This window comes from Nitrospira japonica, assembly GCF_900169565.1.
In the GTDB taxonomy this organism is placed as follows: Bacteria; Nitrospirota; Nitrospiria; order Nitrospirales; family Nitrospiraceae; genus Nitrospira_C; species Nitrospira_C japonica_A.
Window position 1 is genome coordinate 3103306 of sequence record NZ_LT828648.1, and the last position, 12972, is coordinate 3116277.

Consider the following 12972-nt stretch of genomic DNA (forward strand, 5'->3'; position numbering starts at 1 on the left):
AAGCTCCGGCCTGGCCGGACTACCCATTCCTGCCTCACAATGCCGTACACCTTCATACTCTGGAGGAACGTAATGGTACCTCTCTCCCGCATCCTGCTCATCGGACTGATCGTGACGCTCTGCGGATGCCCCGCGACCAAACAGGCCAGAACCGTCGACAAGCTGGGATTCCTGAAGGACCTCTATCCCATCATGACGAAGGGCAATGAGGATGCGGGAGAATCGCTCTTGATCTACAAAAATCCCAAGGTCGCCACCATACCCCCCAATTCCTACACGAAGATCCTCCTGGATCCGGTCCTGATCTTCCGAGGTCCGGAGTCGAAGATGGGCGGCATTTCCCAGAGCGAAACGCAGATGCTCGCCGACACGTTCTATGCATTGATTTACCAGGAGCTTTCCAAGGACTACGACATGGTCGACAAGCCCGGGGCGAGCACGCTACGGGTACAGGTCGCCGTCACCCACCTGGAGGAATCGTGGCCCATGCTCGACGTCGTCTCGAACGTCCCGGCTCCGATGAACGCGCTGGCAGCTGGGTCGGTCATCAAGACCATCGCGACGGGCAAACCCGCCTTCACCGGCGAGGCAGTCATCGAAGCGAAGGTGACCGATGCGCAAACGGGCGAGGTGCTGCGGGCGATGGTCGATCGGCGGGTGGGGACGAAGAAGCTGGAAGCCCAGTCTTTCAATTCCTGGGCGGACGTCTACGAATCACTGCGCTACTGGGCGGAAAACGGCCGCTATCACCTGTGCAAGGCGCGGCAGATCCGCACCGATTGTCCCAAGCCGCGGGCGTGATCGCGCTGGAATAGCGCTCAATCACGACGGCCGATTCTGCTTCAGGAACTCGATCGATTCGTTGATCGTGTGGACTCCCGGCGGCATGGCATCGCTGCCCGTGGCCACGGCATTGACCATCTTGACCAGATCGGCCGCGACCGCCCCGGGCGGATTTTCTCCGTCGCTGAGCGCCTCCTGAGGCAACAGTCTCCGCAGCCGTAAACGCGGCATGTCCGTGCGCGCACGCGGCTGCGGCAAGCAGGGGAGACTCGACAGGCTCGTGGATGCCGCGTCTCGCTTGGTCAGCGGAGTCAGATTGAATTTTTCCTCCAACGTCTTCATGAGCGAGGTGGCGTCCAGCGCCCCGTTGAAGACCGTCCCCTTCGGAATCCACGGCGAGATCAGCAGCGTGGGAATTCTCTGCCCCAATCGGTCGAACTGAAATCCGTCCTCGCCCGTAAACCCGTCCCCAGGAGGCGTGGCCTGCGGCGGCGGCACATGATCGAAACAGGTCCCGCCCTCGTCGAACGTGATGATCAGGAGCGTATTCAGATAATTACTCCCGTTCGGCGAATTGGAGTTGCGGATCGCCTGGTACACGTCGTTGACGAGAATCTCGCCGCGCTTCACGGCCGGCGCTCCGTAATCGGGATGGTAGCTGTTCGTGTCCAGCAGAAAGCGCGGCTGGATGAACGTATAGTCCGGCAGGTTCCCGCTCTCCACGTCGTCGTAAAACGAAGTCATGTCTTTGAAGTAGGGCGCGGCATCAGGGAAATTGCCCAACGTCGGATAATGCAGCAGCCGCGTGAGCGGCACGATGTCGAAACCGTCATAGTAGATCGTCCAGGTCCGGCCGGCGTCACTCAGCGATTGAAAGATCGTGGGGGCCGTGTTTTCGAACGGCCAGCGGATCGACGGAGCGTTGATGATGAACCCCGACGATGACGCGGCATGGAAGAACGCCCGGTTGGTATAGGTCTGGCTGGGTACGGCGCAATGCCAGCTGTCGCAGACCGCGTAGTTCTGGGCCAGCTGGCTGATGGCCGGGACGATGTTGGGCGGATAACACTGCATGATGGTCGAATATTCGTCATAGGTTCCCGCCTTCCCCATCGACAGCAGACTCCAGTAGAACGCCGTGATGAATCCCGTCATCGGCGGAGGAAAGAAGGCTCCCTGGTCCGGCACGTTATAGGGCGCCGTGAAGTCCGACTGCTGCTTGGCCAGCTGGTTGAGCAAGGGATTGAATTCGTTGTAGAGGGCCACGTTGACCGCGCCGTACTGCTCAGCCGGATCGACGACGGGATTCAGCAGACCGGTAGCCTTGGAAACCGGAATCGATCCGAGATTTGATTGGGGCGCATACGGCGGGATTGGATTCGAAAGGTTCTTGGTCGCGACTCCGTTGAAGGGTTGCCCCGACGGGCTCACGTCTTTCGGATAGAGATAGCCCAGCAAATTATCCAGCGTCCGGTTCTCGAGCTGGAGCACGACGACGTGCTTGAACGATTCCATCAGATTGGCCGGCGTCCCGATCGGACCTCCCGTAAAGGTCGGATCCGGTCCGAAGAACCGCGCCGCATTGGGAATTTCGGTCGGAGGCATCTCTCCGGGCGCGGTCAGATCGGCAGGGTCCGGCTCCCCGGGGAACAGCGTGGTCGAGGTCGAGCTTGGCGAAGACGGCTGGCTGGAATCATCCTTGCCGCAGCTCGCGAGTGCGGCTGCCATCGCCAGGCTGACTTTGAGAAACACTCGGCGATCCACTTTGTTCTTGTCGGATTCGTCCATGACACATCTCCTCGCATCGTCGGTCGCGTAGTGCGTCTTCAGTAGGCAAAACTGGCAGGACCTTAGCTCGTGCCAGAGGGACTGTCAACGGCGGCCAAACACGCGTAATGGATGTAATCGCCTTTCTGATCTGCTTGAAGGCTGTGAACTCGATCATGCCGTTTTATCCTTTCTCAACGTCTTTGAGTGTGCGCGACGAGCGATTCCGCGCGAATTACGGCCTGTTTCCACCGAGCAGAATCATGGTCGAGTGCTATAGTTTCAACCATGAACGGCGTCGCAATCACACACGAAGGGAGAACGCCATGCGACACGCGCCATGGGTGAGCATTTCACTGCCGGTACTGATCGCCTTCGCCACATACTCCTGGGCGGGCGTTGCTTTGAAACTCCACTCGGTGCTCGCGCATCCGGAGTCCTATCAATCGAGCGTGATCCAAGTGACAGGAGTCGTCTCCAACCATCAGTTCCAGCGCGTCAAGAAATGGATGGCCAACGTGGATAAATGCGTCCAGACCTTCACGGTGACGGACGGAGCCGACTCCATTCAAGCGGTGTATGGAGCAAACTGTGCCGGGGCGCTGGACTTGCTGCGCAATCGCGATCGCGTCACGTTGCAAGCCCGGTTTGATTGGAAGCCGGGTAAAGCGGGAATGCTTACCGTGCAATCGGTGGTGTCAAAGGTGACGCCGTACCCATAAACCACAGGATGAAAACTCAAATTCCAAACTCCAAATACCAAGTGTGAAAATTCGAAATGTCGAAATACGAAATCCGAAACAATAGGATGGGAACGCCAGTCCGCTCGATCCAATAGCCCCACGACCTGATCTCACGATCTGATCCCTTCCAATCAATGCCAGGCCTCTGCGGCGCGGCATAGCAGCGGCCGTCGTCTTTATGGTACCTCTAGAGGTCACTTGGAATCGGACTCATGGATCCCGCTGAGCTGCTCAACCTTCCACTATTTGCCAACCTGTCTCAGGATGAACGGACCTGCCTCGATCAGGGCGAAGTCCTGTCGGTTCCTGCGGGAACGATGGTCACGCGCGAAGGGGAATCGGTAGAGTACTTCTATGTGATCCTCGAGGGCGAGATCCGCGTGACGAAGAACTACGACGGCCAGGAAGTGGTATTGGCGCTGCACAGCACGGGAAAATTTTTCGGGGAAGTGCCCTTGCTGTTGGACATGCCCTACTTCGTCGACAGCGAGACGCGAACCGCCTGCCGATTGTTACGCTACTCCAAGGAGCAGTTTTGGTCCGTGATGCGCATCTGCCCCACGGTGGCAAAGGAAATCCTCCGCACCATGGCGGCGCGCGTACGGGGCCTGGAAGGATATTCTCAACAACGTGAAAAACTGGTCTCACTCGGGACCATGGCGGCGGGTCTCGCTCATGAACTGAACAATCCGGCCGCAGCGGCCCGCCGAGCGGCTGCCGATCTGGTAACGGTCGCGAGCGGGTTGCCATCTCTTGCCTGCCAGCTGAACAAACAGCAGCTCTCCGCCGAGCAGTCCGAAACGGTCGCGCAGATTCTGCGCGACCTGGCCTCCCGGCCCAGTCCCTCGGTGCCACCGGATCCTCTGACCCGAAGCGATCGAGAGGAAGACATCCTGAAATGGCTCGAACAGCACCCCATCGACAATGCCTGGAATCTCACCGGCATCCTGGTCGGCGCGGGGTTGGATCGAACCTGGCTCGAGAGAATCAGCAACCGGTTTCCGAATGACGCAATAGGGGATGTCTTGCGATGGATGACCGGCACGCTCTCATTGCGGGACCTGACTCAGCAGGTCGAACGGAGCACCAGCCGCATTGCAGACCTGGTCAATGCCGTGAAGGCCTATTCGTACGAAGGACGGGCCCCCATTCAAGACGTCGATATCCACGAAGGGCTCGAGAGCACGCTCACGATGCTGTCTCACAAGCTCAAGAGCGTCACGGTGGTCCGAGACTATGACCGGTCGCTGCCTGTGATTCCGGCATATGGAAACGAGTTGAACCAGGTGTGGACGAACCTCATCGACAATGCGATCGATGCCGTCGGCGGAAAAGGAGAGGTCCGGATTCGCACCGCACACGAGGACCACCACGTGCTCGTGGAGATCCACGATGCCGGATCAGGCATTCCGAAGGAAGTTCGGCCGCATCTCTTCGAGCCGTTTTTTACCACCAAGGGCGTCGGCAAAGGGACGGGGCTTGGATTAATTATCAGCTACCGCATCGTCACGGATCGCCACAAGGGTGAGATCGATTACGATTCGGAACCGGGCCACACCGTGTTCCGGGTCCGCTTGCCGATGATGCGCAAGCCATTGGCGACTTCAGCCGGCCCGAGCGATCCGCCGGTAGAGAGCGCCGGACCATGAAACCCTTTTTGGTCACGGTGGATGACGACCCCGAGGTCTCGCGTGCGGTGGAACGGGATCTCCGCCGCAGGTTTGCCGAGCAGTACCGAATCCTGCGAGCGGAATCCGGCCCGGAAGCGCTGGTGTCGCTGGAGCAGCTCAAGCTTCGTAATGACACCGTCGCCCTGTTCCTCGTGGATCAACGAATGCCTCAAATGACGGGGGTTGAATTCTTGGCCCAAGCGATCACGCTGTTTCCTGACGCCAAACGCATCTTGCTCACCGCCTACGCCGATACGGATGCGGCGATCCGCGCCATCAACGACGCGCAAGTCGACTACTACTTGATGAAGCCCTGGCATCCTCCCGAGGAACGTTTGTATCCCATCATCGATGACCTCCTGGAGGACTGGCGCGCCTCGTTCAAAGCCCCGTTTCAAGGCATCCGGGTATTGGGACACCGCTGGTCGCCCCAAACGCATCAGATCAAGGAATTCCTCGCCAAGAACCAGCTCCCGTATCAATGGCTGGACGTGGAGAAGGATGCCGAGGCCGAACAGCTGCTTCAATCGACCCATGCAGGGAATGATCAACTGCCCGTGGTGGTCTTTCCCGACGGCTCGTCTCTGATCCAGCCCACGACGCTTCAGGTGGCGGAGAAAGTCGGCTTCCGAATGAAAGCCGAGCAGCCGCTATATGACCTCATCGTCATCGGCGCCGGGCCGGCCGGATTGGCCGCCGCCGTCTACGGAGGGTCCGAAGGGCTCAAGACGGTCTTGATCGAGCGTGAAGCGCCGGGCGGCCAAGCCGGCATGAGTTCCCGGATTGAAAACTACCTGGGCTTCCCGGCTGGCCTCAGCGGCCAGGATCTCGCCCGGCGCGCCCTGACGCAGGCGCAGCGATTCGGCGTCGAGATTCTGAATCCGCAGCAGGCCGTCAGCCTGCGCGTGGCAGGGCCGGCGCGGATCGTCACGCTCGCCGACGGCAGCGAGCTCAGCGGGAAGACCGTGCTCATTACGACCGGCGTCTCCTACCGTACGCTCGATGTGCCTGGCATGGCCGAGCTGACCGGCGCGGGTGTCTATTACGGAGCCGGCATGACGGAAGCGCTCGCGTCCAAGGGAGAAGACGTCTTCATCATCGGCGGCGCGAATTCTGCCGGCCAGGCGGCGGTCTATTTTGCCAGTCACGCCCGCCAGGTGACGATGTTGGTGCGTGGTGACAGCCTCACGGCCACGATGTCGCACTACCTGATCGAACGCCTCAAGCAAACGCCGAACATTCTCGTCGAAACCAGCGTGGAGGTGGCCGAGGCCTGCGGCACATCCCGGCTCGAATCGTTGGTCCTCCAACATGCCAAGACCAGGGACCGGCGCAGGGTGCAGGCCCAATCGCTATTCATTCTGATCGGCGCGTCTCCCCATACGGACTGGCTTGGAGACAGTGTCCTTCGCGACGAGTATGGGTTCATCCTGTCCGGTCCTGACTTGGTACGGGACGGCTGTCTGCCGTCGAGCTGGCCGCTCCAGAGACCCCCATACCTTTTCGAAACGAGCGTGCCCGGCATCTTCGTCGCGGGCGACGCGCGCCATGGATCGATCAAACGGGTCGCATCGGGGGTTGGTGAAGGCACGATCGCAGAGAAGATGATCGAACGCTATTTGGATGGAGTCTAGAACGCTTCGCCATGGCCGAGCCGCATCATCATGGACAGTCACTCGATCTCACGGAGCATGACCACGTGCAAGGAGAGGTATCGGCTCCGGTCGTCCTGATCGAATACGGGGATTTCCAATGTCCGTTCAGCCGGGAAGCGGTCAAGACCGTGCGGGCCTTACAGCGTGAGTTCGATCGGTCTCTTCGATTCGTGTTCCGGCATTTTCCGCTGGTGGACAAACATTCCCATGCCCTCCAGGCTGCCGAAGCGGCTGAAGCGGCGGCCGCCCAAGGACAGTTTTGGGCCATGTACACGATGTTGTTTGCCAATCAATGGGAACTCGAATACGGCGATCTGATGGAGTATGCGAAGCAGCTTGAATTGGATCGCACGCAGTTCAGCGAGTCCCTGACCACCCATCGACACCTCGACCGTATCCGCACGGACGTGGGCACGGGCCGCCGGCATGGAGTGACGGGGACGCCGACATTTTTTATCAACGGCCGTCGCCAGGACGGCAATGACGACCTACGCGCATTGGCGGCTGCGATGCGCCACGCGCTGGGCTCATAAACCTCGACCGGTCCTATGCAACAAGCGCTCGATTTTCTGCTTCATCATATCGAGCTGGTGGTGTTTCTGACCGTTCTCGCAGAGCAGGTCGGACTGCCCGTTCCCGGCATTCCGCTCCTGCTGGCCGCCGGCGCCGTGGCGGGAGAAGGGCAGGCGAACCTCGCCGTGCTGACTTGCATCTCGGTTGCCGCATGCCTGCTGGGCGACATGGTGTGGTATGAACTCGGGCTTCATCGAGGCCGGCAGGCGCTGTCTCTCCTGTGCCGGATTTCGCTCGAGCCAGACGCCTGCGTCAGACGCACGGAAAACTTTTTCGTCGCACATGGCGTCCGCGCGCTGGTGTTAGCCAAGTTCATTCCGGGGTTGAGCACGCTCGCGCCGGCGTTGGCCGGTCTCTTCAAGGTGTCCCTCGGACGGTTTTTCCTCTTCAACGGCGCCGGATCGCTGCTCTGGAGCTTGTCTTTCCTCCTTCTCGGCTATGTGTTCAGCGATCAGATCGGATACGTCGCGGACCTCGCCGTGCGCTTTGGGACCACCGCGGGAATCATCATCGCCGTCAGTCTCGCCGGCTATGTGGTCTTCAAGTATTTCAACCGGCAGAAACTCTTGAGGGAACTCCGCGTGGCACGCATCACGCCGGCCGAACTGAAGCAACTCTTGGACGATGGCCAGCAGTCGGTTATCGTGGATTTGCGCGGCAACGTCGATCATGTGGCCGACCCCTATACGATCCCGGGCGCACTGCGTATCTCGGCCGAGGAGCTCGAGCACCGTCATCATGACATTCCCCGCGATCGGGACATCATTCTGTTCTGCGCCTGCCCGAATGAAGCCACCGCGGCCAGGATGGCGTTGATGCTGAAGCGGCGAGGGATCAGCCGGGTGCGGCCGCTCTTGGGCGGCATCGATGTGTGGCGTGAGCTCGCCTATCCGCTCGAATTGGTGATCGCAAAGGAGAACGCCGTCGGAACCTCCAAGATATCAAGCTGATCCCTATTATTTTGTGCCGCTAGGGAACCTCCTAGTTAAGCCGGACCTCCTGCCATGCAAAGCTGATCATCTTGCGATCACGAGGACAGAAATTAGGAAGGGGAGGGTGTCCATCATGAACATTCAACGTTCCGTGAGCCGATTTGTCGCGCAAAGCAACGATATATTTCATCAACTTCGCTCCAAAGGCGAGATCCTGTCCGATGTGGATTTGGTGACGCTTCGGGAGCAGCTCTACATTCTCGACACGGAAGCCGACCATCTGCAGAATCTCAAACAACCTCGTTCGGAGATGTCCCGTTTGATCCCTGCCGGTCGTCTCCCCAAAGTGCGGACAGGGCGTCACGGGCAATCGTAGTAAACCGGTATCTTCCTGGGTCATGCCCGCTCGCGAATCATGAAATCCAGTGCTTCGATATGAACTGACTAATAGCCCGGTCAATTTCAGCCTGGACATCGAACGCAACAATCTGGTAAGCCAAGGAGTCGAGACCACTCTTGTAGGGATCTGCCTAGCTGCGTCCCTGCCTCAGGCTGTTATCGTCAAAAATGATGCGAGTCGTACTCTTATTATTACTGGCCGTACTCACCGGATGCGCCCATCACGATTTGGACGCGCTCCGGGCGAGCAAACCCGACCTCATGCAAGAGGTCGTCGGCCCCTATGACGGTCTCTCAAAATGCGCGAAAGAGCGATTCGATCAGGACCGATCGGACAATCTGACCCTGTCGGAGAATCCGAATAAGGGCATCAATCGCCTCGCCATGCTCAGGAATCGTAGCGGATTCCTTTCCAAACGCGGACAAGACGCGCTCTTCGAGTTCACATTCGTCCGGCAATCCGCAAAGTCCACGCTGGTCGAATTCCGCTCGGTGAGTTCCACGAACCAAACCGATCCGGCATGGAGAGCCATCGCCGAGTGCTCCGCTTCCTTGAGAATCGAACCTCCACCTTCTCCCTCAGCGGCCCTCGGAAATTCCTGAGTGCCCTGCCGAAATTCGTCCCAGTTGGGTACGTGCACGCATGGATTCATGCGTGCACGCGTTGAATCCTGACCACGTCTCAATGCATCATCGCCCGCATGGTCGGCTTCTGAAAGTGATTCGGCAGCGGCATGATGCAGTTAGGGTTGAACCCCGCTGACTTCAGGGTATCGATACTCCCCACGACCTGATCGTTCTTCAGATCGATCACGGTGATCGATCCGTCGCTCATCCCTTCCAGATTGAGAAAACTGTTCTGCACGAACAGATACCGTTCATCCGGCGACAGCACCGTATGATGGGCGCCTCCGGCGGTCGCGATCGCCTTGAGAAACTTCGGATGCTTGGGATCGCTGTTGTCGTACAGATTGACGAATCCCGGCTTGGCCGTCGTCACGAACAGACGATCACCCTTCTTGTTGTACATCATTTCCAACGGCATCCCTTGCTCGCGCGGACCGAAGTCGTCGATCTGATTGAACGAAAAAGTCTTGGTCTTTGGATCCCAGACGCCCGCCCACAGCGTCCCCTCCAGCATGTTGGTGATGTGCACGACCGGCGGATTCGCATTGGGGGCGAACATGACCTCCACAGGCGCGGTCTTCGCCGGAGCCGGCTTCGACGTGACGCGATGCGTGGACAGAACGGTCCCGGTGCTGGCCTCGATGACCGTCACCGTGTCGCCCGCCTCCGACAGGTCCGGCTTCACCGTGCTGGTGATCAGAATGCGATCGATGCCGTTGTGAATGGCGATACCGTGCGGATAGAGGATGAAGGCATCGGATCCGGCCGCACTGATCGTCTTGACCGGCTGGTCCTTCACCGCGTCGCCCATGATCACGTTGCTCGAACCCATGCAGGTGAGGAACCAGGTCTTGTTGTCCTCCGACACCACGAGGTCTTCGCCCATCTGGCAATCCGGAACGGCGATCGCCCGCAGCTGGTAGGGAAACTTGGTCAGGTCGACGACGTGCAGGATGCTCTTCCCCAGGGCCGTGATATAAGCCTTGCTCTTGTCGCGGTTGAAGAAAATGTGATGGGCCACGAGATCGGACGGAAGCGGAATCTCCATGAGGATCTTCCCGAAGTCCGACGAATCGGGCTCGATGTTCATGATCGCAATGCCTTCCCGCCGCACCGGCTGATCAGGCTTGCTCTCATAGTTCAACAACGCATACTGCTCGGCCGCGACGACGGACGGACCAGCGAGCATCAGTGCAAGAGCCGAAACTAGGAATCTGAACGGTACCATGACAGACCTCCTTGTGATGGCGAATCGAGCCATGACTCGATTCGGATGGGTTATGCATCACCAGTACGATGCCTGCGGCGGACTATAGCGAGTACCGTTGCGGGGGTCTTATCCGAGCGTCTGGATCTATTGATACGGATGGTGGCAGGAAGCGGGTGACTTGTCCTATCGTCCGGACAGCTTAGCAGGAAAGGGGAGAAAATGCCTCAATCCGAAACTCGAAATCCGAAATCTGTCCCTTCTTCGGTCATTCCCGCGGACGCGGGAATCCAGGTCTCTTCAGAGCAAATCCGAAACTCGAAGTTCGAAATACGAAACGATAAGATGGAAAACCCAAAAGGCAGGAAAGACTGGATGGTGGCTACGGAAGCGGTCCGATATGCTGCTCGATGGTACGGAAGCGATGCTCGAGCCGTTCAACTCGTTCCTGTATCTGACCGTACGAGAGCTGAACCAGGGCGCGTGTCTCTCGAAACTGTTCGTCCATGTGGGATCGTTCTTCAGCATGAAACTGGCTCACATGCAGCTGAAAACTTTCGGCGACAAGCTGAAGCTCATGCCTGAGCCCCTCCGTGAGAATACCCGTCTGGCGTCGACTTTCCATGATGTCGGTGCGCAACGAGTCGGCAACCAGTTGAAGCTCTTCCCTGAGAGCACCTGTGTTGCGTTGTGCTTCGGCAATATCGGTCCGTAGCGACTCGGTCGCCGCGCCAATAATCCTTTGAATTTGTATCAGCGATTCCTGGTCCATGCGGTCTGCCTCAAGACGGTCGAAGTCTAGGCCTCGGCATTTGCAAAGTCAACGGTCACGACGTCGAAAAGCCGCGCAGCAATGGGCGAATACAACCATTTCACTTGAGTCGGGCCTGGCGTGCGGACTGACTCCGTCGTCTCCGACGGTGCCAGTCTCACTTCCCAAACAAATCCGAAATTCCAAATCTAAAACTACAAGAGGGAAATCTCAATGGCAGGAGGGACTGGATGACGGTTGTTGCTGAAGCAATTCAACCATCTATTCCGTCATTCCCCCAAAGGAGTTTCGGATCTCGAGTTTCGAATTTCGTATTTTCCCAGGAAGGGTCTACCAGGGAATAACCTTGCGGTCTTTGATGAACTGGCCGGTGAGTGAAATGGGCGCCTCGGTCGCCAACCACACGATCGTGTCGGCGCCTTCCTCGAGGGAACGCGGCGCTTCATTCCCGCCCATGTCCGTTCTGACCCAACCGGGACAAACGGAATTGACCGCGATGTTCGAGTCTTTCAATGCGGCGGCAAACTTACCGGTCACGCCGTTCAGCGCCGTCTTGGAGATACTGTATGCGGGCGCCCAGGTGTCCATGTCGGTCAATTGGCCGGCCCCGCTGGACACGTTGATGATTCGAGCAGAACCACTTTTACGAAGGAGCGGCAGGAACGTCTGGGTCATGAGCAACGATCCGATCGTATTGGTCTCGAACATTCTCCGGAGCCGCTCCGGAGGCAGGTCGAAGATCGAACCCTCGTCTTGATCCAGGATTCCGGCATTGTTGATCAGCACGTCCAAATGATCCACCGTCTGTGAGACGATGCCGAAGGCGGCTTCGATGCTGACTCGACTGGTGACGTCGAGTGGGATTGGCGTGACCGAGGAGTCGATGGAAGAGGCCGCTCTCTTGACCGCGGCGAGCGTCCGCCCGGTCAAGAATACAATCCAACCGCGCGTCGCCAATTGCCGCGCGACCTCGTACCCGATCCCTCTGTTGGCTCCCGTAACCAGGGCGATGCTCGGCATGGCCAAGTCTCCGTTTCCTCCCAGCCGCTAGTCCATTATACAATGCGCCTCACTACAGGTCCTGCCAATGTCTCAGGTAAATCCGAAACTCGAAATCAGAAATTCGAACCAACGGGAACAGATATCCTAAGCGAGCCAGCATAAATACAAGTATTTCATCTATGTTCGCTTGCTTTCATTCACAGAAGTTAGTATCACATTTGCCTCTTCCTAACTCTTGCATCGACATGACCCATGCCCACTGTTCTTCACGTAAAGGGCTATCGTTTCTTCTTCTTCAGCCTGGAAGGAAAAGAGCCTCCGCACATTCATGTTGAGCAAGCTGAGCGATATGCAAAGTTATGGTTAGCCCCTGTATCTATTGCCCGTGCGAAAGGGTTTCGGAACAATGAGTTGACGGAAATCCTTCAGATCGTTCAGAATAACTAGACGTTGTTCCAGGAGCGATGGCATGAGCGCGTTGGCAGTAAAACTTGAGCCGTTGGCCGTCGAAGTGACATTCACAGATTCGATGTTGCGCGTCGTGTTGGCTGACGGCCGCAAAGTATCGTCACCTTTGGCATGGTTTCCACAGTTGCTCAACGCCACGCCAGAACAACGCCGGAAGTGGCGTCTCATCGGCGGAGGAGTCGGCATCCACTGGGAGACGGTAGATGAAGACATTTCAGTTGAGAGTCTGCTCGCAGTCAAATAGCCTTACAATCCCCTCGCATTTCGCCCCCGCGTGATCCTGTCCTCAGTTCCCGAAAAGTTCCAAAACTCAAATTCCAATAGCCGCCATTCACTCGCATATCCCGCTCTTCTCCGTCATTCTCGCGAAGCTT

The 12972-nt window shown here is 58.2% G+C and carries 14 protein-coding genes; 10 read left to right on the forward strand and 4 right to left on the reverse strand.

Features of this window, described 5'->3' with window-relative positions:
• The first annotated feature begins 72 nt into the window (after positions 1-72).
• Positions 73-801, forward strand: coding sequence for a DUF3313 domain-containing protein (locus NSJP_RS14775; RefSeq protein WP_172834365.1), 729 nt, complete (start codon positions 73-75; stop codon positions 799-801).
• 21 nt (positions 802-822) lie between these two features.
• Here NSJP_RS14775 and NSJP_RS14780 read toward each other — a convergent pair whose 3' ends face one another.
• Positions 823-2571 carry an alkaline phosphatase family protein gene (locus tag NSJP_RS14780; protein ID WP_080887633.1) on the reverse strand — a complete coding sequence of 583 codons (1749 nt, stop codon included), beginning with the start codon at positions 2569-2571 and terminating at the stop codon, positions 823-825.
• Between the two features lie 305 nt (positions 2572-2876).
• Here NSJP_RS14780 and NSJP_RS14785 point away from each other — a divergent pair, with 305 nt between their 5' ends.
• From NSJP_RS14785 to NSJP_RS14815, 7 genes are all read left to right on the forward strand, one after another.
• Complete coding sequence (locus NSJP_RS14785; RefSeq protein ID WP_155970266.1) at positions 2877-3272, forward strand: hypothetical protein; 396 nt, start codon at positions 2877-2879, stop codon at positions 3270-3272.
• Between the two features lie 233 nt (positions 3273-3505).
• Entirely contained in the window at positions 3506-4942 is a 1437-nt protein-coding gene (locus NSJP_RS14790; protein ID WP_080887635.1) for an ATP-binding protein, read from the forward strand.
• Positions 4939-6597 carry a response regulator gene (locus tag NSJP_RS14795; protein ID WP_080887636.1) on the forward strand — a complete coding sequence of 553 codons (1659 nt, stop codon included), beginning with the start codon at positions 4939-4941 and terminating at the stop codon, positions 6595-6597. The genes NSJP_RS14790 and NSJP_RS14795 overlap by 4 nt, the downstream gene beginning before the upstream one ends.
• 11 nt (positions 6598-6608) lie before the next feature.
• A complete protein-coding gene (locus tag NSJP_RS14800; protein ID WP_080887637.1) occupies positions 6609-7151 on the forward strand; it encodes a DsbA family protein in 543 nt (180 codons plus the stop codon).
• Between the two features lie 15 nt (positions 7152-7166).
• A complete protein-coding gene (locus tag NSJP_RS14805; protein WP_080887638.1) occupies positions 7167-8141 on the forward strand; it encodes a VTT domain-containing protein in 975 nt (324 codons plus the stop codon).
• A gap of 115 nt (positions 8142-8256) precedes the next feature.
• Complete coding sequence (locus NSJP_RS14810; RefSeq protein WP_080887639.1) at positions 8257-8499, forward strand: hypothetical protein; 243 nt, start codon at positions 8257-8259, stop codon at positions 8497-8499.
• A gap of 191 nt (positions 8500-8690) precedes the next feature.
• Entirely contained in the window at positions 8691-9125 is a 435-nt protein-coding gene (locus NSJP_RS14815) for a hypothetical protein (RefSeq protein WP_080887640.1), read from the forward strand.
• Between the two features lie 79 nt (positions 9126-9204).
• On the opposite strand, the gene NSJP_RS14820 is transcribed toward NSJP_RS14815, so the two are convergent.
• From NSJP_RS14820 to NSJP_RS14830, 3 genes are all read right to left on the reverse strand, one after another.
• Complete coding sequence (locus NSJP_RS14820; RefSeq protein WP_080887641.1) at positions 9205-10377, reverse strand: YncE family protein; 1173 nt, start codon at positions 10375-10377, stop codon at positions 9205-9207.
• 361 nt (positions 10378-10738) lie between these two features.
• Positions 10739-11128 carry a hypothetical protein gene (locus NSJP_RS19360; RefSeq protein WP_155970268.1) on the reverse strand — a complete coding sequence of 130 codons (390 nt, stop codon included), beginning with the start codon at positions 11126-11128 and terminating at the stop codon, positions 10739-10741.
• Between the two features lie 330 nt (positions 11129-11458).
• Positions 11459-12148 carry an SDR family oxidoreductase gene (locus NSJP_RS14830; RefSeq protein WP_080887643.1) on the reverse strand — a complete coding sequence of 230 codons (690 nt, stop codon included), beginning with the start codon at positions 12146-12148 and terminating at the stop codon, positions 11459-11461.
• A 234-nt stretch (positions 12149-12382) separates the two neighbouring features.
• Between NSJP_RS14830 and NSJP_RS20160 the strand changes: the two genes are divergently transcribed.
• On the forward strand, positions 12383-12577 hold the full coding sequence (locus tag NSJP_RS20160) for a DUF4160 domain-containing protein (RefSeq protein ID WP_080887644.1): 195 nt from the start codon (positions 12383-12385) through the stop codon (positions 12575-12577).
• Positions 12578-12599: 22 nt separating this feature from the next.
• Positions 12600-12842: a DUF2442 domain-containing protein gene (locus NSJP_RS14840; RefSeq protein ID WP_080887645.1), complete on the forward strand. Its 243-nt coding sequence runs from the start codon at positions 12600-12602 to the stop codon at positions 12840-12842.
• Positions 12843-12972 lie beyond the last annotated feature (130 nt).